20 protein-coding genes are annotated in these 20264 nt (G+C 72.7%); 9 read left to right on the plus strand and 11 right to left on the minus strand.

Annotation, left to right across the window (positions count from 1 at the left end; translation table 11 throughout):
- The first annotated feature begins 3 nt into the window (after positions 1 to 3).
- Positions 4 to 906, plus strand: coding sequence for a type IV toxin-antitoxin system AbiEi family antitoxin domain-containing protein (locus ACZ5UI_RS23005; RefSeq protein WP_464191454.1), 903 nt, complete (start codon positions 4 to 6; stop codon positions 904 to 906).
- 3 nt (positions 907 to 909) lie between these two features.
- Here the strand turns inward: ACZ5UI_RS23005 and xylB are convergent, their stop codons facing one another.
- The 5 genes from xylB to ACZ5UI_RS23030 all read right to left on the minus strand — a co-directional run bounded on the left by xylB (position 910) and on the right by ACZ5UI_RS23030 (position 6779).
- Positions 910 to 2334: a xylulokinase gene (gene xylB, locus ACZ5UI_RS23010; RefSeq protein ID WP_464191456.1), complete on the minus strand. Its 1425-nt coding sequence runs from the start codon at positions 2332 to 2334 to the stop codon at positions 910 to 912.
- A complete protein-coding gene (locus ACZ5UI_RS23015) occupies positions 2331 to 3512 on the minus strand; it encodes a sugar ABC transporter permease (protein WP_464197864.1) in 1182 nt (393 codons plus the stop codon). Before ACZ5UI_RS23015 ends, xylB begins: the two co-directional genes overlap by 4 nt.
- A 68-nt stretch (positions 3513 to 3580) precedes the next feature.
- Positions 3581 to 4387: an ATP-binding cassette domain-containing protein gene (locus ACZ5UI_RS23020; protein ID WP_464191459.1), complete on the minus strand. Its 807-nt coding sequence runs from the start codon at positions 4385 to 4387 to the stop codon at positions 3581 to 3583.
- A gap of 2 nt (positions 4388 to 4389) precedes the next feature.
- Positions 4390 to 5532: a sugar ABC transporter substrate-binding protein gene (locus ACZ5UI_RS23025; protein WP_464191461.1), complete on the minus strand. Its 1143-nt coding sequence runs from the start codon at positions 5530 to 5532 to the stop codon at positions 4390 to 4392.
- Between the two features lie 17 nt (positions 5533 to 5549).
- Positions 5550 to 6779 carry an ROK family transcriptional regulator gene (locus ACZ5UI_RS23030; RefSeq protein WP_464191463.1) on the minus strand — a complete coding sequence of 410 codons (1230 nt, stop codon included), beginning with the start codon at positions 6777 to 6779 and terminating at the stop codon, positions 5550 to 5552.
- A gap of 114 nt (positions 6780 to 6893) precedes the next feature.
- Here ACZ5UI_RS23030 and xylA point away from each other — a divergent pair, with 114 nt between their 5' ends.
- From xylA to ACZ5UI_RS23045, 3 genes are read left to right on the plus strand one after another with little or no spacing between them, the layout of a single operon-like run.
- Positions 6894 to 8039, plus strand: coding sequence for a xylose isomerase (gene xylA / locus ACZ5UI_RS23035; RefSeq protein ID WP_464191465.1), 1146 nt, complete (start codon positions 6894 to 6896; stop codon positions 8037 to 8039).
- The gene (locus ACZ5UI_RS23040) at positions 8036 to 8926 is read left to right on the plus strand and encodes an aldose epimerase family protein (protein ID WP_464191467.1); all 891 of its coding nucleotides are present in this window, start codon (positions 8036 to 8038) and stop codon (positions 8924 to 8926) included. Before xylA ends, ACZ5UI_RS23040 begins: the two co-directional genes overlap by 4 nt.
- A 20-nt stretch (positions 8927 to 8946) precedes the next feature.
- Entirely contained in the window at positions 8947 to 10131 is a 1185-nt protein-coding gene (locus ACZ5UI_RS23045; protein ID WP_464191469.1) for an ROK family transcriptional regulator, read from the plus strand.
- Here the strand turns inward: ACZ5UI_RS23045 and ACZ5UI_RS23050 are convergent.
- Entirely contained in the window at positions 10128 to 10517 is a 390-nt protein-coding gene (locus ACZ5UI_RS23050) for a VOC family protein (RefSeq protein WP_464191471.1), read from the minus strand. The two genes, ACZ5UI_RS23045 and ACZ5UI_RS23050, sit on opposite strands and share 4 nt — an antisense overlap.
- Between ACZ5UI_RS23050 and ACZ5UI_RS23055 the strand changes: the two genes are divergently transcribed.
- The 3 genes from ACZ5UI_RS23055 to ACZ5UI_RS23065 are packed head-to-tail and all read left to right on the plus strand — an operon-like array spanning position 10516 to position 13365.
- A complete protein-coding gene (locus ACZ5UI_RS23055; RefSeq protein ID WP_464191473.1) occupies positions 10516 to 11268 on the plus strand; it encodes an MBL fold metallo-hydrolase in 753 nt (250 codons plus the stop codon). The two genes, ACZ5UI_RS23050 and ACZ5UI_RS23055, sit on opposite strands and share 2 nt — an antisense overlap.
- Before the next feature lie 10 nt (positions 11269 to 11278).
- Complete coding sequence (locus ACZ5UI_RS23060; protein ID WP_464191475.1) at positions 11279 to 12664, plus strand: ABC1 kinase family protein; 1386 nt, start codon at positions 11279 to 11281, stop codon at positions 12662 to 12664.
- Positions 12661 to 13365: a TVP38/TMEM64 family protein gene (locus ACZ5UI_RS23065; RefSeq protein ID WP_464191477.1), complete on the plus strand. Its 705-nt coding sequence runs from the start codon at positions 12661 to 12663 to the stop codon at positions 13363 to 13365. Before ACZ5UI_RS23060 ends, ACZ5UI_RS23065 begins: the two co-directional genes overlap by 4 nt.
- Here the strand turns inward: ACZ5UI_RS23065 and pyk are convergent.
- Both pyk and ACZ5UI_RS23075 read right to left on the minus strand, forming a co-directional pair.
- Positions 13301 to 14707 carry a pyruvate kinase gene (pyk, locus tag ACZ5UI_RS23070; protein WP_464191479.1) on the minus strand — a complete coding sequence of 469 codons (1407 nt, stop codon included), beginning with the start codon at positions 14705 to 14707 and terminating at the stop codon, positions 13301 to 13303. The two genes, ACZ5UI_RS23065 and pyk, sit on opposite strands and share 65 nt — an antisense overlap.
- A gap of 101 nt (positions 14708 to 14808) precedes the next feature.
- Positions 14809 to 15837, minus strand: coding sequence for a PQQ-dependent sugar dehydrogenase family protein (locus ACZ5UI_RS23075; protein WP_464191482.1), 1029 nt, complete (start codon positions 15835 to 15837; stop codon positions 14809 to 14811).
- 60 nt (positions 15838 to 15897) lie between these two features.
- On the opposite strand from ACZ5UI_RS23075, the gene ACZ5UI_RS23080 reads away from it, so the two are divergent.
- Together ACZ5UI_RS23080 and ACZ5UI_RS23085 are read left to right on the plus strand one after the other, a co-directional pair.
- A complete protein-coding gene (locus tag ACZ5UI_RS23080) occupies positions 15898 to 16473 on the plus strand; it encodes an ArsR/SmtB family transcription factor (protein WP_464191484.1) in 576 nt (191 codons plus the stop codon).
- Positions 16466 to 17671 carry an MFS transporter gene (locus tag ACZ5UI_RS23085; RefSeq protein WP_464191488.1) on the plus strand — a complete coding sequence of 402 codons (1206 nt, stop codon included), beginning with the start codon at positions 16466 to 16468 and terminating at the stop codon, positions 17669 to 17671. The genes ACZ5UI_RS23080 and ACZ5UI_RS23085 overlap by 8 nt, the downstream gene beginning before the upstream one ends.
- On the opposite strand, the gene ACZ5UI_RS23090 is transcribed toward ACZ5UI_RS23085, so the two are convergent.
- From ACZ5UI_RS23090 to ACZ5UI_RS23100, 3 genes are read right to left on the minus strand one after another with little or no spacing between them, the layout of a single operon-like run.
- Positions 17622 to 18701: an aminopeptidase gene (locus ACZ5UI_RS23090; RefSeq protein WP_464191490.1), complete on the minus strand. Its 1080-nt coding sequence runs from the start codon at positions 18699 to 18701 to the stop codon at positions 17622 to 17624. The two genes, ACZ5UI_RS23085 and ACZ5UI_RS23090, sit on opposite strands and share 50 nt — an antisense overlap.
- Positions 18698 to 19042 carry a hypothetical protein gene (locus ACZ5UI_RS23095; protein WP_464191492.1) on the minus strand — a complete coding sequence of 115 codons (345 nt, stop codon included), beginning with the start codon at positions 19040 to 19042 and terminating at the stop codon, positions 18698 to 18700. The genes ACZ5UI_RS23090 and ACZ5UI_RS23095 overlap by 4 nt, the downstream gene beginning before the upstream one ends.
- Entirely contained in the window at positions 19039 to 20262 is a 1224-nt protein-coding gene (locus ACZ5UI_RS23100) for an MBL fold metallo-hydrolase (RefSeq protein WP_464191494.1), read from the minus strand. Before ACZ5UI_RS23100 ends, ACZ5UI_RS23095 begins: the two co-directional genes overlap by 4 nt.
- Between the last annotated feature and the right edge of the window lie 2 nt (positions 20263 to 20264).

Genomic DNA, 20264 nt, shown 5'->3' on the forward strand with positions numbered 1-20264 from the left:
GATGTGGCGGCATTCGCGACCCGTCAGCACGGCATCGTGACCCGGGAGCAGATGGCTCAGGCCGGACTCTCGCCGAGCGCGATCGACCGGCGGATTCGGGCCGGCCGCCTGATCCCGTTGTACCGAGGGGTCTTCGCGCTGGGCCACGGAGCGATCTCCGAACGGGGACGGTGGATGGCGGCGACGCTGGCCTGCGGCACCCATGCGGTTCTCAGCCACGGAACCGCGGCTGCGCTGTGGGCACTCACCGCCTACCAACCGAACCTCCTCCACGTGACGGTGCCCGGCACATCCGGCCACGAGATGCCCCGCGGTGTGCGCGTGCATCGATACCGCTCGCTGGATCCGAAGCTCGACATCACGCGACAGCACGGGATCGCGGTGACGACGGTCGAACGAACGCTGCTGGACATGGCGACGTACCTGCCGTTGCGCCGACTCCGCCGGCCCTTCGACCAGGCGGCGGTGCTGCGACTCCTCGACTACGGAGAGGTCCAGCGGTTGATCGCCGCGCATCCGCGGCGGCGCGGCACGCGGGCGTTCGTCGCCGTGGCGTTTGCCAACCGGCCGCGCAGCGACCGCACACGGTCGGACTTCGAGGAGCGCCTGGTCGAGCTGTGCGAGCGCCACGGGCTGCCGACGCCGCGCCTGAACATCAAGATCGCCGGCCTCGAGGTGGACGCGTTGTGGGCCGCGGAACGGGTGGTCGCCGAGGCCGACAGCTTCACGTACCACAGCACGCGGGCCCGCTGGGGCCGCGACCACGAGCGCGACGCGATCCTCACCGCCGCAGGATATTTCGTCCATCGCTTCACGGAAGACCAGGTCGACGGCGCGCCCGAGTCCGTCGCCGCGTCGATCCGCCGATCGTTGTCGGATCGGCGTCGCATCGCGCCGCCAACCTGACAATCAGCGCAGCGCGCGCAGCGCCGGGTACAACGCGGTGTACCCGGCGCGCTCCTGCGCGTAGCGAGCGACCAGCTCGGGCTCCGGTTCGATCCGATCGGTCGGGTGGACGCAAGTGGTGATGGCCTCGGCGGCGTCGGCGTAGACGCCGGCGGCCACGCCGCCCAGCAGCGCGGCGCCGTAGGCGGCGCCGGCGCTGACGGCGGTGCGCTCGAGGGGGAGGTCGAGGATGGCAGCGAGGATCTCCAGCCACAGCGCGGACTCGGCGCCGCCGCCCGAGACGCGGCCGCTGACCGGGCGGGCGCCGGTCGCGGCGATCAGGTCCAGCGAGTCGCGCAGGCCGTAGGCCACGCCCTCCAGCACCGCGCGGACCAGCGCGCCCCGGTCGTGGCGCAGCGACAGGCCGACGAAGGCGCCGCGCGCGTCGGCGTCGGGATACGGCGTGCGCTCGCCGGCCAGGTAGGGGGCGAAGCGCAGCCCCTCCACGCCGGGCGCCCATGCCGCCGCCTCGGCCACGAGCGCGGCGAAGCTCAGGGACGGATCGGTGGCGTCGCGCAGCCAGCGCAGGCCGCCGGCGGCCGACAGCATCACGCCCATCACGTGCCAGGTGTCCGGCGCCGCGTGGCAGAAGGCGTGCAGCCGGCCCTCGCGCTCCGGGGTGAAGTGGTCGCGCGCGGCGAACACGACGCCCGAGGTGCCCAGCACGACCGAGGCCGCGCCGCCCTCGCGCAGCACGCCCATGCCGATCGCGCCCGCGGCCTGGTCGCCCGCGCCGGCGGCCACCGGAACCCCGGCAGGCGTCCGCCCCGAGACCGCGCCGCTCTCCAGCACCGGCGGGAGCCAGGCGCGGTCCACGCCGAGCGCCGCACACAGCTCGTCGCTCCACGACCGCGCGCCCACGTCGAGCAGCAGCGTCCCCGAGGCATCCGAGACGTCCGTGGCGAACTCGCCGCACAGCCGCCACCGCACGTAGTCCTTGGGCAGGAGCACCCGCCGCACGCGCGCGAACAGCTCCGGCTCGTTCTCGGCCATCCACCGCAGCTTGGGCGCGGTGAACCCCGCCAAGGGTCGATTGCCGCTCAGGGCGACGAGCCGCTCCAGGCCCATCTCCTCGATGAGCGCGTCGCACTGCGGCTGCGAGCGCCCGTCGTTCCAGAGGATCGCGGGCCGCAGCGGAACGTCATCGCCGTCCAAGGCCACGAGCCCGTGCATCTGCCCGCTCAGCCCGATCGCCTCGCACGGACCGAGCTCGTCCAACACCGCCGAGGCGGCCGTCCACCAGTCCTGCGGATCCTGCTCGGCCCAGCCCGGCCGCGGCGTCGCGAGGGGGTACTCCCGCTCCGCCACGGCCAGGACACGACCAGTGGACGACTCGACGACGACACCCTTGGTCGAGGACGTGCCGATGTCGAGCCCGACCAGGCTCACGCGCGACCGGAGCTGGCCAGGTTGCGGCGGGCGAGCGCGTCCACGGTCACGGCGGCGAGGAGCACCAGGCCCGTGATGATGAACTTCGTCCCCGACGCCAACCCCAGCAGCCCGAGCCCGTTGTCGATCGACGCGATCACGATCGCGCCCAGCACCGCCGCCTTGATCGTGCCGCGCCCGCCGAACAGCGAGCAGCCGCCGATCACCGCCGCGGCGATCGAGTACAGGAGGATCGTGCCGCCGCCCGCGCCGGTGTCGACCGACACCAGCCGCGAGGCCAGCACGACGCCGCCCAGGGTGGCCATCATCGAGCAGATCGCGAAGCACGCGATGCGCACGCGATCGACCGGGATGCCCGCGCGCCGAGCCGCCTCGATGTTGCCGCCGATCGCGTACACGTGACGGCCGAAGCGGCTGCGGTTGAGCACGTAGGTCCAGAGCATGAACAGGCCGGCCAGCATGAGCACGACGTAGGGCACGCCGCGATCCTCGTTGGCCACGTACACGCCCGCGGCCAGCGCGATGGCCAGCACCGCGACGCGCGCGATGGCCAGCACGACCGGCTCGACCGGCAGCTGCGCGCGCAGGCGCTGCACGCGGCGCACGATCGACAGCGTGGCGTATCCGGCGACCGCGCAGATGACCAGGATCCACGAGGCCAGGGCCGAGATGAAGCCGTTGGCCAGGTTGATGATCAGCTCGCTCTGGATGACGACGGTGCCCTTGTCGCCGATGATCACGAGCACCACGCCGTTCCACGCGAGCAGGCCCGCGAGCGTGACGACGAACGAGGGGATCCCGATCTTCGTGAACAGCAGGCCGTTGAGCGTGCCGATGGCCAGGCCGACGATCAGCACGACGATCACCGCGGGCAGCCCGGCGAACTCCCAGTTGCCGCCCGGCAGCGTCAGCAGCGCGGCGACCGCGCCGCCCACGCCGCTGACGTAGCCCACCGACAGGTCGATCTCGCCCAGCAGCAGGACGAAGACCACCCCCATCGCGATGGTCATGATCCCGGCCGCCTGGATGATCAGGTTGAGGAAGTTGCCGGCGGTCAGGAAGTTGCTGTTCTGGACCTGGAAGACGATGACGATCAGGACCATGCCGACGACGATCGGGAGCGAGCCGAGCTCGCCGCCGCGCACGCCGGACCACCACCGGGAGATCGCCGCGCCCAGCGTCTCGCCCGTCGGCTCGGCGTCGAGCGCGGTCGGATGATGGGTCGGGTCGACCGCGGGTGTCGTACTCACGCGAGCACCTCCTCATGCTGTCCGGGCACCCGCGTGAGCGCGCCGGACGTGATCGCCTGGACGACCTCCTGCTGGGTGGTCGCGGCGGTGTCGAAGCGCGCGACGTCCTGGCCCAGGCGCAGCACCGTGATCCGGTCGGCCACCTCGAAGACGTCGTGCAGGTTGTGGGAGATGAGGATCACGCCGAGCCCCTGGGTGGCCAGGCGCCGCACGAGGTCCAGCACCTGGCGGGTCTGGGCCACGCCGAGCGCGGCGGTCGGCTCGTCGAGCAGCACCACGCGCGAGTTCCACATCACGGCCTTGGCCACCGCGACCGACTGGCGCTGGCCGCCCGACAGCCCCGCGACCGTCTGGCGCACCGAGCGGATCGTCGTGACCGCCAGGGTCGACAGCGTCTCGCGCGCCCGCCGCTCCATGGTCGTCTCGTCCAACGAGCGCAGCACGCCGGTCGTCGCCTCGCGCCCCAGGAACATGTTCTGGACCACGTCGAGGTTGTCGGCCAGCGCCAGGTCCTGGTAGACGACCTCGATGCCGAGCTGGGCGGCGTCCTTGGGCCCGTGCACCGACACGGGCTGCCCGTCGAAGAACATCTCGCCCTCGTCGATCGGGTAGATCCCCGCGATCGACTTGATCAGCGTCGACTTGCCCGCGCCGTTGTCGCCGACCAGCGCCATCACCTCGCCGGCGGCCACGGACAGGTTCACGCGATACAGCGCCTGGACGGCGCCGAACGACTTCGAGACTCCCCGCAGCTCCAGCAGCGAGGTGGGGCGCCCCGGAGGGCGCCCCGCATCGCTGGCCATGGTCAGATCCCTGCCTTCTCGCACGCGTCGGCGAACTTGCCGGCGCACAGCTCGTCGCGCTTGACGAACTCGTCGGCCAGGACGGTGTCCTTGATGTTGTCCTTGGTCACCGCGACCGGCGTCAGCAGCGCCGACGGGACCTTGCGGGTGCCGTCGTCGGTCGTGCCGTTGACCAGGCCGGCCGGGGGCTCCTCGCCCTTGGCCAGCGCGATCGCCAGCTTGGCGGCGCCGTCGGCCTCCGCCTTGATCGCCTTGTAGACGGTCATGCACTGATCGCCGACGAGGATGTTCTGCAGGCCCTGCAGCGTCGCGTCCTGCCCGGTCACCGGGACCGGATCCAGCTTGCGCGACTTCTCGGCCGAGATGACCGAGTTGGCCAGGCCGTCGTTGGCCGCCAGCACGCCGTCGATCTTGTTGTTCGTCTTCTGCAGCATCTGCTCGTAGATCGTGAGCGCCTGCTGGTTGTCCCAATCCGGCACCGACTGGTTGGGCCCCTTGACGAGGTCGCCGCTGGCGTACAGCGGGTCGAGGACCGAGTTGTAGCCCTGGGCGAACAGCGTCGCGTTGTTGTCGTCGGGCGAGCCGTTGAGCTCGGCGACGACCGGCTTGGACACGCCCGACGCCGTCAGGCAGTCGACCAGGCCCTGGCCCTGGAGCTCGCCGACCTTCACGTTGTCGAAGGACACGTAGTAGTCGGCCGCGCCGCCCAGCGTGAGGCGGTCGTAGTCGATGGTCTTGACGCCCTTGGCGGCCGCTTGCTTCTCGATCGCCGCGCCGGAGCCGGAGTCGAGGTTGGTCAGGATCAGGATCTTCGCGCCGTTGGTGATGGCCTGCTCGGCCTGCTGCTGCTGGGTGGACTTGTCGCCCTGGGCGTTCTGGATCTCCACCGGCACGCCGGCGTCCTTGAACGCGGCCTCCAGCAGCGGCCGGTCCGCCGTCTCCCAGCGCACCGAGCTCTGGGTGTCGGGCAGCAGCACCGCGACCTTGCCGACGTCCGCGTTGCCCGCCGCCGCCGTGCTGGCGCCGGTGCTCGCGCTCGTCGCACCGCTGGCCGCCGTGCCGGTCGACTCGTCGTCGCTGGAACCGCAGGCCGCCAGCCCAGCGCCGGTGGCACACACCGCCGCGCCGATGGCCAACGTTCGCATGAGTCCTCGTTGGGTCCTCATCCCTCTCTCCTCCTGGTGGATGCCGCGCCGGCCGATCCGGCCGCGGTCAGTGGCTCGCGCGACTGGTGCCCCGCCAGCACCAGCGCTCCGAGTAGCTCGGCACGCGCCCCCAGCGCGCCGGGTACGACCGTCACGCTGGCCGCTGCGGCCGGGATCGCGTGCTGCCAGATCGCCTCCTGGAGAGGCTCGAGCAGCAGGTCCCCGGCTGCGGCCAGCTCGCCGCCGATCACGACGGCGTCGGGATTGAGCGTGTTGCACAGGTCGCCGAGCGCGCGTCCGACCACGCGCGCGGCGTCGTGCAGCACCCGCCGGCTGCCGCGATCGCCCGTGGCGATCAGCGTCATCAGGCGCTCGGTGTCGATGTCGCCGTGGGAGCGGCGCAGCTGCTCGCACAGCGCGCCGGTGGCCACGAGCGTCTCCAGGCAGCCGCGGTTGCCGCAGCGGCAGATCGGGCCGGCCGGATCGACGAGCACGTGCCCGAGCTCGCCGGCCGTGCCGGCGGCGCCGCGGAAGATCGCGCCCTGGAAGACGAGCCCGGCCCCGACGCCCGCGGCCAACCGCACGTAGGCGGTCAGCTCGTAGCCGCGGCCGGCCCCGAGCACCGCCTCGCCCAGCGCGCCGACGTTGGCGTCGTTGTCGAGGTGGACGTCGAAGCCGAGGCGCCGCTCGAGCTCGGCCGCGGGGTCGAGCTGGACCCAGCCGGGCAGGATCGCGTCGGAGCGGACCAGCCCGCTGCGGCGGTCGATCGGCCCCGGGAGGCCGACGCCGACGCCCCGCACGCGGGAGGGATCCACGGCCGCCTCGTCGAGCAGGTCCTCGACGGCCGCGGCGGCCTGGTCCAGCGCGGCGCCGGCCTGCTCGTCGATGTCCAGGCGCAGCTCACGCTCGGCCAGGACCTCGTAGGAGAGGTTGGAGACGGCCAGCCGGATGCGGTCGTGGCCGAAGTCGACGCCGACCAGCGCGCCTGCCGACGGGTCGAAGGTCAGCATGATCGGCGGCCGGCCGCCCTCGCCGGCCCGGTCGCGGCCGGCGGCGCGCTCGGCGATCAGCCCGTCGCGCTGCATCGTGCCGACGATCGAGCTGACCGTCGTGCGCGACAGGCCGGTCTCGCGGGCGATGTCGGCTCGGCTGACGGTGCCGCGACGGCGCAGCACGTCGACGACGCGCTCGCGATTGCGTTCGCGCAGCAGAGCGAGTGACCCTCGTGGCGGCGGGATGGGCGCCATTGCGCCGCGACTGTCCCCGACCGGCCGACTAATGTCAAGACTCAAACAAAAAGAATCCTGATCTACGACGAGATACGTTCGAATTCAGGCGGAAGCTCGGACAGTCTGGTAGGAATGCGCGCCATGCATCGCTTCACCTTCGGCCTCTGGACCGTCGGCAATCCCGGGCGTGACCCGTTTGGTGAGCCGACCCGCGCCCCCGTCGATCCCGTCGACTCCGCCGGCCGCCTGGCCGAGCTGGGCGCCTGGGGCGTCTCGCTGCACGACGACGACCTGGTGCCGTGGGGCAGCTCGCTGGCCGAGCGCGACCGCATCGTCGCCCGCTTCAAGACCGCGCTGGAGACCAACGGGCTGGGCGTGGGCATGGCCACGACGAACCTGTTCACGCATCCGGCGTTCAAGGACGGCGCGTTCATCTCCAACGACCGCGCGGTGCGCCGCGCGGCGATCGGCAAGGCGATGCGCGCGCTGGACCTGGGCGCGGAGCTGGGCGCCGAGGTGTTCGACTTCTGGGGCGGGCGCGAGGGCGTCGAGGCGGGCGCGGCCAAGGACCCGCGCGACGCGCTGGAGCGCTACCGCGAGGCGATCGACGTGCTGGCCGACTACGCCGTCGGCCAGGGCTACGACCTGCGCTTCACGATCGAGCCCAAGCCCAACGAGCCGCGGGGCGACATCTTCCTGCCCACCGTCGGCCACGCGCTGCACTTCATCTCGATGCTGCAGCGTCCCGACATGGTCGGCGTCAACCCGGAGGTGGCGCACGAGACGATGGCCGGGCTGTCCTTCCACCACGGCGTCGGCCAGGCGCTGTGGGCGGACAAGCTCTTCCACATCGACCTCAACGCCCAGCGCGTCGGCCGCTACGACCAGGACTACCGCTTCGGCGCCGAGGACCTCAAGGAGGCCTTCCTGCTCGTCCGGCTGCTGGAGCGGGCGGGCTACGACGGCCCGCTGCACTTCGACGCGCACCCCTACCGCAACGAGGACGCCGACGGCGTGTGGGACTTCGTGCGCGGCTGCATGGCCACGTACCGCGCGCTGGCCGAGCGGGTGGCCCGCTTCGACGCGCTGCCCGAGGCCCAGGCCGCGCTGGCCGCCGCCGGCGCTCCCGAGCTGGGGCAGGCGACCACCAGCGGCGGCGCCGGCGAGGCCGACGCGCTCAAGGCCGAGGTCGACCAGCTGGACGCGCTGGCCGGACGCGGCTACGCCAACGAGGCGCTCGACCAGCTGCTCGTCGAGGTCCTGCTCGGGGTGCGATGACCACCGCGGCGGCCGGGGCGATCCGCCTGCGCGCGGGTGCGCTGTGCGCCGTCGTCGTCGCCGACCGGTCGCTGCGGGTGACCTCGCTGACCGACGGCGAGGACGAGCTGCTCGCGGCGCCCGAGGCGCTGCCGCCGGCGGGACGCGTGCACGAGACGATGGCCGGGATCCCGCTGCTGCATCCGTGGGCCAACCGGATCGGCGCCGACGCCTACGCCGTCGGCGGCGTCGCGGTCGACCTGCGGGCCGCCGCCGTTCCGCGCGACCCCAACGGCCTGCCCATCCACGGCCTGCCCGCGCCGCCGGGCGCCTGGCGGCTGAGCGCGGGCGACGGGTCGCGCGCCGTCGCCCATCTGCGACACGCGCCGGTGCCCGCCTTCCCGTTCGCCCACGACGTCGAGGTCGAGCTGGTCCTGGGCCGCGGCGGGCTGCAGGTCGCCACCACCCTGCGGGCGACCGGCGACCGGGCCGTGCCGGTCGCCTTCGGCTGGCACCCGTATCTGCGCCTGCCCGGCGTGCCGCGCGAGCGCTGGGCGCTGGCGCTGCCCGCGCGCACGCGGGTGCTGCTGGACGCGCGCGGCCTGCCCTCCGGACGCGCCGTGCACGAGCCGGCCGAACGGCGCGCGCTGGCCATGGATCGCTACGACGACGGCTTCGCCGACCTGGCCGCGGGCGCGACGCTGGCCGTGGCCGCCGCCGGTCGCCGCGTCGGCGTGCGCCTGATCGACGGCTACCCGGCCGCGCAGCTGTACGCCCCGCCGGGCATCGACGTGATCTGCCCCGAGCCGATGACCGCGCCGACGGACGCCTTGCGCACCGGTCGCGGCCTGCGGCTGGTGGCGCCCGGGGCGGCGCTGACCGCCCGGTTCGCCATCGACCTGGGCTGACCTCGATTATCGTGCGCGCGATGACCGACACGGCCCCGCCACCCGGCGGGTTGCGCGAGCGCAACAAGCTGCGCATCGTCGACCAGCTGCGTCGCGCCGGCCACGCCAGCCGCGTGGACCTCGTGCGCACCACCGGCCTGTCGCGGACGACGGTCTCTTCGATCGTCGCCGAGCTGCAGGCCGACGGGCTGATCGTCGAGCGCCCCGAGGCCGAGATCGCCGCGGGCTCGACGCTCGGTCGCCCGCCGGTGGCGCTCGCGCTGAACTCCGCCGCCGGCGCGGCGATCGGCATCGACTTCGGCCACAACCTCGTGCGCGTCGCGGTGGCCGACCTGTCGGGCGGCGTGCTGGCCGAGGCCCGCCGCGACTTCGACGTCGACCACGACGCCGCCGCGGCCATCGACCTGGCCGTCACGCTGGTCGACGAGCTGCTCACGCAGGCCGGCCTGGACCTGCAGCGCACGGTGGGCATCGGCGTGGCGGTGTCGGCGCCGATCCTGCGCGAGGGCGACGCCGGCGACGCGCGCATTCTGCCCGGCTGGGCCGCGTTCGCCCCGGTGGACGAGCTCGAGCGCCGGCTCGGCCGCCCGGTGCTGATGGACAACGACGCCAACCTGGGCGCGCTGGCCGAGGTCCGCCACGGCGCGGGTCGGGGCGCCCGCGACGTCCTCTACCTGATGCTCTCGGCCGGCATCGGCGCGGGGCTGATCGCCGACGGGCGTCTCCTGCGCGGCCGCCACGGCATCACCGGCGAGATCGGCCATGTGGTCGTCGCGCCCGGCGGGGCGATCTGCCGCTGCGGCAACCGTGGCTGCCTGGAGACGATCGCCGCCGCGCCCGCGCTGCTGGCCACGCTGGCGCCCCTGCGCGGCGCGGACGTCACGCTCGAGGAGGCGATCCGGCTGGCCGGGGAGGGCGACGAGGGCTGCCGGCGCCTGCTGGCCGACGCGGGCCATGCCGTCGGCCGCGTGGCCGGCTCGATCTGCAACCTGTTCAACCCCGAGCTGATCATCGTCGGCGGCGACATGATCGTGGCCGGCGACGTGCTGGTCGACGCGGTCCGCGCCGGCGTCGCGCAGGCCACGATGCCGGCCATTCGCGACGACGCGATCATCGTCGCCGCGACCCTGGGCGACCGCGCCGAGGTGCTCGGCGCGGTCGGCCTCGTGCTCGAGGAGACCGAGACGATCGCGGTCCTGGGCTAGCCCTCGACGACCTCGTCGCCGCGCTCGATCAGCTCGATGCGGTACTGGTCGGGGTCGCGCACGAAGCACAGGCGCGAGCCGCCCTCGCGGACGGTGTAGGGCGGCTTCTCGGGCGTGATGCCCTTCTCGGCCAGCGCGGCGAGGGTGGCGTCGAGGTCGCCGACGGTCACCGCGATGTGGTTGTAGCCGGTGCCCAGCTCGTAGGAGTCGACGCCGAAGTTGTAGGTCAGCTCGAGGCGCGGACCGTCGCCCGGGAGACCCATGAAGACGTTGATCGCCTCGTCGCGGATCGGCATGCGGCGCAGCTCCTCGAAGCCGAGCGCCTCGTAGAACGCGACGGAGCGGTCGATGTCGCCGATGCGATAGCACGTATGGATGAGGGCCATGCCTGGCAATCTATCCGGCATGATCGTCGAGAAGAGCATGCTCCCGGGCTTCCTGTCCAACACGTACCTCGTCGCCGACGGCGAGGGCGGGACGGGCTTCTTCGTGGATGCGGGCGGCCCGGTGGAGCCGCTGATCGAGACCGCGGAGCGGCTCGACATCACCCCGACGCACATCCTGCTCACCCACGCGCACGGCGATCACGTCTTCGAGGTGGGCAAGCTGCTGGAGCGCTGGCCGGACCTGACGGTCTACATCGACGACCGCGAGGACTACGACGGCGAGGCCGAGAGCTTTCCGGAGACCGTCCAGATCGGCGAGCTGGAGGTGCGCGCGCTGCACACCCCCGGCCACACCGCCGGGATGCTGGCGCTGCTCGTCGGCGGCAACGTCTTCACCGGCGACACGCTGTTCAAGAACTCGGTCGGCGGTGTGCGCGCGCCCGGCTCGACGTCCTATGAGGACCTGCGCTCCTCGATCATGGACACGCTGATGGCGCTGCCCAAGGACACGATCGTCCGCCCCGGGCACACGGACCCGTCGACGATCGGCGACGAGTGGGAGCACAACGCCTTCGTGCGCGTGTGGCGCGGCCTGGACAAGGAGGGCGAGGCGGAGTGCCTGGCGCTGGGCGAGCCGGCCACGCTCGTGCTGCTGGGCGACGACTACGACGGCGGCCACAAGGCGTGGGTGCGCTGGCCCGATGGACGCGACGACATCGTCCCGGGCTCGAAGATCGAACAGAAGGGGTAAGCGGCCCCTCGTGGCCCCACCCAAGGACGACGAGGGGATCCCCACCTCGCGGCTGTCGCGCAGCGCGCGCGTGGGCCGGCTGGCCGCTGGTCAGGGCGCGCGCCAGCTCGGCACGCGGGTGACCAACGTCGGCCGCAGCGAGGAGGGCAAGAAGAAGGCGCTGGAGAAGCGCCAGATCGAGACGGCCGAGCAGATCGTCGCCGCGCTGGGCACGATGAAGGGCGCGGCCATGAAGCTCGGTCAGGTGATGAGCTTCCTCGACGTCGGCCTGGTGCCCGAGGAGTACCGCGAGGAGTTCCAGCACAAGCTGGCCGCGCTGCGCGACGCCGCGCCGAAGGTCGACTTCAAGGACATGAAGAAGGTCCTGGAGAAGGAGTACGGCGAGAAGCTCGACGAGGTCTTCGAGTCCTTCGACCCGGTGCCGATCGCCGCGGCCTCGATCGGCCAGGTCTACAAGGCCAGCCTGCCCGACGGACGCTGCGTGGCGGTCAAGGTGCAGTACCCGGGCGTCGCCCAGGCGGTGCGCAGCGACATGCAGAACCTGAGCCTGATCCTGCGGCTGATGAAGTCGATGGCGCCGGGCCTGGACCCCAAGGCGATCGGCGACGAGATCCGCCTGCGCATCGACGAGGAGCTCGACTACGAGCTGGAGGCGGCCAACCAGCGCGCGCTGGCCCGGATCTACCAGGGCCACCCGTTCATCGTCGTTCCCGAGGTGGTCACCTCGCTCAGCCACGAGCTGGTCATCGTGTCCGAGTTCGTGGACGGCCGGGGGTTCGAGGAGCTCAAGCAGCTGCCCCAGGCCGAGCGCGACCGCCTGGGCGAGATCATCTTCCGCTTCTACTTCGGCTGCATGTACCGACACCACCAGTTCAGCGGCGACCCGCACCCGGGCAACTCGCTGCTGCTGCGCGACGGGCGCATGGCCTTCCTGGACTTCGGCCTGTTCAAGCGCCTGCCCGCCGCGGCCGCCGAACGCGAGCTGGCGATGGCCCGATACGGGATCGAGGGTCGGGCCAGCGACCTGGCCGCCGCGCTGCGCGAGTCGGGCTTCGTGCTCGAGTCGGCGCGCTACTCCGACGAGCAGCTGCTCGAGCAGTTCCGCGATCTGACCTGGTGGTACACCACCGACGAGGAGATCGCGCTGACCCCGGAGATCGCCACGCAGGTGATGATCGACATGAGCGACCCGCGCTCCAAGCACTTCGCCCAGATGCGCCACGAGTCGCTGCCGCCCGATCACCTCTTCGGCCGGCGCCTGGAGGTCCTGACGCTCGCCGTGCTGGGCCAGCTGCGGGCCCGCGGCAACTGGTACCGGATCGCCCGCGAGTGGATCTACGACGCGGCGCCCGAGACCGAGCTGGGCCGCCAGGAAGCCGAGTTCTTCAGCCGATGAGGCGCTTGCCGCCCTGGCTGCGCCTGGGCGGACTGGTCGTGGCGATCGCCAGCGCCTTCGTGATCGTCGCGCTGAGCGGCTCGCTGTCGGCCGACAAGGTGCGCGGCTGGATGGAGGGCTACGGCGCCGCCGGGCCGCTGATCTTCATCGTCGTCGCGGCCGCGCTGAACTGCGCGTGCTTCCCCGGGCCGCTGCTGGCCGGCGCCGCCGGGCTGCTGTTCGGCACCGCGCTGGGCACGCCCGTGGCGATCGTGTCGACCACGATCTCGGCCGTCGCCGCCTGCCTGATCGCCCGCTTCGTCGCCGGCGACGTCGTCGAGCGGGTGGCCGGGCCGCGCGTGAAGCAGCTGGCCCACGTCGTCGAGGGCCACAGCTTCCTGTCGACCTTCTACGTGCGCCTGCTGCCCGGCGTCCCGTTCACCGTCTTCAACTACGCGGTCGGCCTGACGCACATCCGCGTCGCGCTGTTCGCGCTGGCCACCGTCATCGGGTGCGCGCCGCGCACGTTCGCCTACGTCGCGCTGGGCGGCTCGTTCGGCAACTTCACCGACCCGACGACGATCATCGCGATCGCCATCCTCGTGGCCATGGCCCTGGGCGGCGGCGTCTTCGCCTGGGCCCAGCAGACCGGGCGGATCACACTTCCTGGATCTGCAGCAGCGACGTCGTCCCCGGACGACCGCTCGGCAGACCCGCGGTGACCGCGACGCGCTGGCCCTTGGTGCACCAGCCCAGCTCCTCGACGCGACGGACGGCGTCGAGCACGAGCTCCTCGGTCACCTCGTGGCGGCGGATCGACGCGGCGCGCACGCCCCACATCAGCCCGCAGCGGCGCACCGTCTCGCGGCCCGGCGACAGCGCGTAGATCGGCACGTTGGGCCGGTTGGCGCTGACCAGCCGGGCCGAGCGGCCCGACAGCGTGGGCACGATGATCGCGTCGAGCGCCAGCTCGCGGGCGGCCTCGACGGCCGAGTGGGCGACGGTGTAGGCCGGGTCGCGCGCGTCGCGGCGCACGCGCTCGGCGTTCCAGCGCTCGTAGGGCGCGGTCTTCTCGGTCTCGCGCGCGACGGCGGCCATCATCGCGATGGCCTCCGCGGGGAACTGGCCGATCGCCGTCTCCTGGGAGAGCATCACGGCGTCGGTGCCGTCGAGGATCGCGTTGGCCACGTCGGCCACCTCGGCGCGCGTCGGGCGCGACGAGGAGACCATCGAGTCGAGCATCTGCGTGGCGGTGATCGAAGGGCGGGCCATCGCGCCGGCCATCGCCAGCAGCTTCTTCTGGACGATCGGCACCTCCTGGATCGGCAGCTCGATGCCCAGGTCGCCGCGCGCGACCATCACGCAGTCGGCGGCGTAGATGATGTCGCGCATGTTGTCGACGGCCTGCGGCTTCTCGACCTTGGCGACCAGCGGCAGGCGCGTCTCGGCCCGCAGGAACTCGACGTCGGAGACGGAGCGCACGAACGAGATCGCGACGATGTCGACGCCGATGCGCTCGCCCACGCGCAGGTGCACGAGGTCCTCCTCGGGCACCGACGGCAGCTCGTCGACCGGGCCGGGGACGTTGACGCCCTGGCGCGAGAGGACCGTGCCGCCGACCTCGACGACCGCGTCGATCTCGTGCGGACCGGGCCGCACGGCGGTGGAGCGCAGGCGCACCGAGCCGTCGGCCAGGTAGATGATCTCGCCGGCCTCGATGCCCGACGACAGCCCCGCCCAGTTGATCGTCATGTGCCGTGCGGTGCCGATGCCGTCGCCGCCGCAGGTGAACGTCACCTCGTCGCCCACCGACAGGTCGGCGCGGCCGTCCTCGAACTGACCGAGGCGCAGCTTCGGGCCGGGCAGGTCCTGCAGGATGGCCACGGGGCGCCCGGCGCGGCCGGCCGCCTCGCGGACCAGGCTGACGTTCTCCTCGTGCTCCTCGGGCGAGCCGTGGGAGAAGTTCAGGCGCGCGACGTCCATGCCCGCCTGCACCATCGCCAGCAGCACCTCAGGGTCGCGGGAGGCGGGACCGATGGTGGCGACGATCTTCGTGCGGCGCATGCTCAGCCCAGACTACGCGTCCGCGGCCGCCATTCGGCCGCGGACGACACAACGTTGACATCCGGCCCGCGAACGTCAGCGCCGCGGGCCGAATGACGGGGCTAACCGGCGACCGACACCCGGTAGACGAACCCGGTCAGGTCCCCCGCGTACAGGTTGCCGTCGGGCAGCACGTTGGTCAGCACGACGGGCGCGGCGAACTTCGTCAGGAACGGCGTCGGCTTGCCGCCGGCCACCGGGATCGTGTCGACCTCGAGCCGGCCGAACAGCGCGACGTAGAGCGTGTCGCCCAGCGCGCCGATGCCCATCGGCGAGGTGTGGTCGGGGAAGCGCACGAACGCCTTGCCGAAGGTCTTGCCCTTCTTGCAGGCGATGCCGACGCCCAGGAAGCACCCGGGGAAGCCGAAGTTCGCGCCCGACTTGGCCACGACGATCGCGTCGTCGGGGATCTTGCCCACCTCTTGGGAGAGGACGGTCACGTAGGGGCTCGTCGAGCCCTGCGGGAACGTCATCTGCCAGGGCTGGCGCAGGCCGCGGGAGACGACCTTGAAGCCGCTGCCGTCCAGGTTGATCGAGAACACCGAGAACGGATCGGGGTAGGCGATCTTCTTGGCCAGCTTGCCCTTCTTGTTGATGTCGACGTCCAGGAACGCGCCGCCGTAGAGCCGGCCGTCCGGGCCGATGGCGATGCCGCCGACCGCGCCGACCGTCTTGGCCGGGTTGAAGATCGCCTTCGACGAGCCGAACGACGTGCCGTTCCACTGGCTCAGCGCCAGGATCTGCGGACCCTGCTGGCCGATCACCGAGGCGTACAGCGTGCCGTCCTGGAGGGCCAGGCCGAACGCGATGCCGTTGATGCCGGGGACCGCCGTCGCGGTCGTCGCGCCGGGCGCGACGGCGAACAGGCCGCCGCCCTTCTGGGTCTCCTCGTTGGGGCCGGCGGCGATGAACAGCGTGCCGGTCGAGGTGTCCTGGGCGATGGACGTGGGCGTGCCGTCGATGTGGGCGACGGTGTTCACCGCGGCGCCGTTGGCCGCGGTCGGGGGTGGGGGCGCCTGGGCAGCGGCGGTGCCGGTCGCGAGGACCAGAGCGGCGCCGCCTGCCACGAGCGCCGAGAGGAGCTTCTGCATCGGCCGACCCTACAGATGGCGGGTTGACGCCAGCAAGCATCGAAAGGTATCTTTCGAAACATGACTTTCGAGCCGCGGGTCCTGCGCGATGCGCGCGAGCTGCGCGCGCTCGCGCATCCCGTGCGGATCGCGTTGATCGAGGCGCTCGGACACGCCGGGCCGCTGACCGCCACCGAGGCGGCCGAGCACGTGGGGGAGAGCCCGTCGAGCTGCTCGTGGCACCTGCGCCAGCTGGCCAAGGCCGGCTACGTCGAGGAGGCGGGCGCCGCCCAGGGGCGCCGGCGGCCCTGGCGGCTGACCAGCGTCGGCCTGAGCTTCACGGTCGACGACACGCAGGACGCCGAGACGCTGGCCGCCGGCCGGGCGCTGGAGCGCATGTTCAGCGACCGCTACCTGGACCGCGCGCAGCAGGCGATGGCGCGCCGGTCCGCGCTGCCCACCGAGTGGCAGCGCGTGACCGGCACCGACCAGTTCGTGCTGCACGTGACGCCCGACGAGCTCGAGGCGCTGGAGGCCGACGTCGTCGCGGTCCTGGCCCGCTATCACGACCGCTTCACGGACCCCAGCCTGCGGCCGGCCGGCGCCCGCGCGATCGAGGCCGTCCTGTTCACCTATCCGCTGGATCACGATGCGTGAGCTGCTGGGGATCCGCGACGCGCGGGTCTACCTGGCCGGCCAGGCCTGCTCGCTGTTCGGCGACAGCGCCCTGCTGCTCGTGCTGGCCATCTGGGTCAAGGAGCTGACCGGCAGCAGCGGCCGCGCCGGCCTGGTCTTCTTCGCCTTCGCCGCGGCCACGCTGCTGGGGCCGCTGACCGGCGTCGTCGTCGACCGCGTGCGCCGGCGCACCCTGCTGATCGCCGCCAACGTCGGGACCGCGCTGGCCGTGCTGCCGCTGCTGCTCGTGCACGACCGCGGGGACGCGTGGCTGATCTACCTCGTCGCCGCGGCCTACGGCCTCTCCTACGTGGTCATCGGCGCGGGCCAGTCGGCGCTGCTGGCCACGCTGCTGCCGGGCGAGCTGCTCGTCGACGCCAACGGCTTCCTGCAGACCGTGCGCGAGGGGCTGCGGCTGGTCGCCCCGCTGGCCGGCGCCGGGTTGTTCGCGGCGTTCGGCGCCGGTGTGCTGGTGCTGCTGGACGTCTCGACGTTCCTGATCGCCGCGCTGTCGCTCGTGGCGCTGCGCCTGCGCGAGCCGCCCGCCGCCGCGGCCGAGCCCGAGTCGCGCTTGGCCGAGCTGGCCGCGGGCGCGCGTCACGTCGCGCGCGTGCCCGAGCTGCGCCGGATGGTCCTCGCGGTGGGCGCCGCGCTGCTGGCCATCGGGCTGTGCGAGAGCGTGATGTTCGAGGTCGTCGCCCACGGGCTGCACCGCCCACCGGCGTTCCTGGGCGTGCTGCTCGCGGTGCAGGGCGTCGGCGCCGTGGCCGGCGGCGTCAGCGCCGCGCGGATGGCCCGCCGGGTGGGCGAGGCCGGCCTGACGGCCGCGGGCATGGCGTCCTTCGCGATCGGGTGCGCGCTGATCGCGGTGGCCACCGGGCCGGCGATCTACGCGGGCACCGTGCTGTTCGGCTTCGGTCTGCCCTGGATCATCGTCGGCGAGATCACGCTGCTGCAGCGCCGCACGCCGCTGGCCCTGCAGGGTCGCGCCTTCAGCGCGGCCGAGCTGATCACCGGCCTGCCCCAGACCCTGTCGATCGCCGCGGGCGCGCTGCTCGTCGGCCTGGTCGACTATCGGCTGCTGCTGGTGGCGATCGCGCTCGTCGTGGCGCTGGCCGGCACGACGCTGCTCAGCGAGCGAACGCCCCGGCTCGCTGGATCAGCTCCCCGTCGGCCGTGAGCTGGCCGCCCCGGCGCAGGTCGCAGATCAGGTCCCAGTGCAGCGCCGACTCGTTCTTGCCGCCGGTCTCCGGGTAGGAGCGGCCGAGCGCGAGGTGGACGGTGCCGCCGATCTTCTCGTCGAACAGGATCGCGCCGATCGGGCGGTCGATGCCGAAGTTCGTGCCGATGCCGATCTCGCCCAGGCGGCGCGCGCCCTCGTCGGTCTCCAGCGCGCGCTGCAGGTAGGCGTCGCCGCGCTGCGCGTGGGCCTCGACCACGACGCCGTCGACGAAGCGCATCGTCACCCCGGCCACCTCGACGCCGGCCGGGGAGCTGGGGATGTCGAAGAAGATCGTGCCGTTGGCCGAGTCCTCGATCGGGCCGGTGAAGACCTCGCCCGACGGCATGTTGCGCTTGCCGTCGGAGTTGACCCACAGGCGGTTCTTCACGCGCAGGCGCAGGTCGGTGTGCTCGGCCTCGATGTGGATCTCGGTGCACGCGCCGAGGCGTTCGATGAGCGAGGCCTGGAAGGCGCGCAGACCGCCCCACGAGCGCACCGGATCGGGCTGGTCGAGGAACAGCGCCTTGGTCACGAACGCCTCGAAGTCGGCCAGCGACATCCCGGCCTGCTGCGCGTTGGCCTGGGTCGGCCACAGCGTCGTGCACCAGCGCTTCTTCAGCGTCTGCTCGCGGATCAGCCGGCGGGCGCGGTTGGAGCGCGACAGGCGCTCGGGGTCGATGCCGGCCAGCGCGCGCGTGTTCTCGGGCGCCTGGATGGCCAGCGTCGCGCGCGCCTTCTTGGCCTCGGTCAGGGCCAGGTCGCCGTAGTCGTCCAGCTGCCAGTCGCGCGCGTGGCGGTAGAAGCCCTCGGTCTGGCCGGGCAGCTCGACGCGCAGGTAGGGCCAGCCGCCGCGCTCGAGGATCGCCCGCTGGAGCTCGAGCAGCAGCGGCTCGGCCAGCGTGGTCGAGCGCACGAGCACCTCCTGGCGCTCTTCGACCTCCAGGCAGTAGCCGGCCAGCAGGTCGGCGAAGGCGGCGGCATCGATCATGGGGTCTGCATCTCCGGGAAGTGCTCGGTGAGGTGCTCGCGCAGGACGCCGCGGATCCACGTGCGCTCCTGTGACGTGGCCACGCGGAAGCGGGCGAGCAGCTCCTTCTGCTTGGTCATCGGGAGGTCGTGGACGGTCCAGCGCACGACGAGGCGCTCGTACAGGAACTCGACCTGGCGCTGCCAGGCGTCCTCGCGCACGCCGCCGATCTCGGCGTAGGCGGCGCGGGTCTTGGGGGTCATCGCGCCGCGCAGCTCCAGGACGCCGAGCTCCGGGTCGGCGTACTCGCTCGTCGGCGCCTTGAGCTGCTCGGCCGCGCGCGGCCGCTTGCGCTTGCTCAAGCGCTCGCCGCCCGCTCGAGCTGCGCGCGCACGTCCTCGCTCAGCGGGCCCAGGTGGCCGGGCCAGCAGATCGTCGGCTCCAGCGCCGCCAGCTTGCGCAGCGACGCGCGCGCCTGCTCGGTGTCGAAGTTGAACGCCGCGTGGGGAACCATCGGCGGCTTGGGGCGGCCGGACTGCGGATCGAGCACGTAGAACGCGTCGCCGGTCAGCGCGAGACCGTCCTCGGCCCGCCACAGCCCGATCATCCCGGGCGCGTGGCCGGGCAGGTGGACGACCTCGAAGCCGGCCACGTCGTCGCCCTCGGCCACCGTCCCGGCGATCGCGGTCGGTCCGCCGTCCCACAGGCGCAGGAGGTGCGGGTAGGCGCGCCGGCCCAGCGGGTTCAGGCGCTCGAAGTGCATGTAGTGCACGCCGCCGTCGCCCTCGGCGTCGGCGCGATCGTCGGCGTGGCAGAACACCGGCACGCCGAGCCCGGCCGCGATACCGCGGTGGTCGGGGTGTGCGTGGCTGAGCACCAGCCGCTTGATCCCGCCCAGCCGCACGCCCGCCTTGGCCACCTCGTTGGTCATCGCCTGGATGGCGCCGTCGAACACGGTGACGCCATCGTCCTCCTCGATCAGGAAGACGTTGAAGTCCTTGCGGGGGAAGCCGCCGCGCAGGCGCCAGACGCCCTCGCCCACCTTCTCCAGCCCGCTGACCGTCCGCGCGGCCGCCTTCGTCCGCGTGTTGATGGCGCGCGTGATCGCCACCTGGGCGGTGGATCCGTCGGGCGGCAGCAGCCCGAGCTGGCGGGCCACGGTCATGCCGTCGACGTAGGCGTCGTTGGCGACGATCAGGCCGTCGGTCACCACGAAGTTGTCGACCAGCTCGAGGTCGAGGCGCGCGCCGTTGGGGACCGCGCCGTAGAGCGGCTCGGTCCCGGCGAACGTGCCCGTCATGCGCGAGCGCACCGTGCAGCGTTCGGCCTCGGCGGTGCACGACAGCTCGGTCAGCGCCAGGTCCGGGACCGACCGGAACAGCCCGCTGAAGTACTCGCGCACGCCCTCGGGGGCGACCGTGTCGAGCTGTCCGTGGATCGTCTCGCGGCCGCCCTCGGCCCAGAACGCGACGGCGGTCTCGATGTCGTGCCGGTTCAACGCCGCCAGGTAGGCCCGGGCGACCTTGGCCGTCGCCGTCTTGGAGGGGCGGGACTTCGGCGTCGGCTCGTCGGTGGTCGCCACGA

The organism is Conexibacter sp. JCM 18997, from assembly GCF_055391915.1.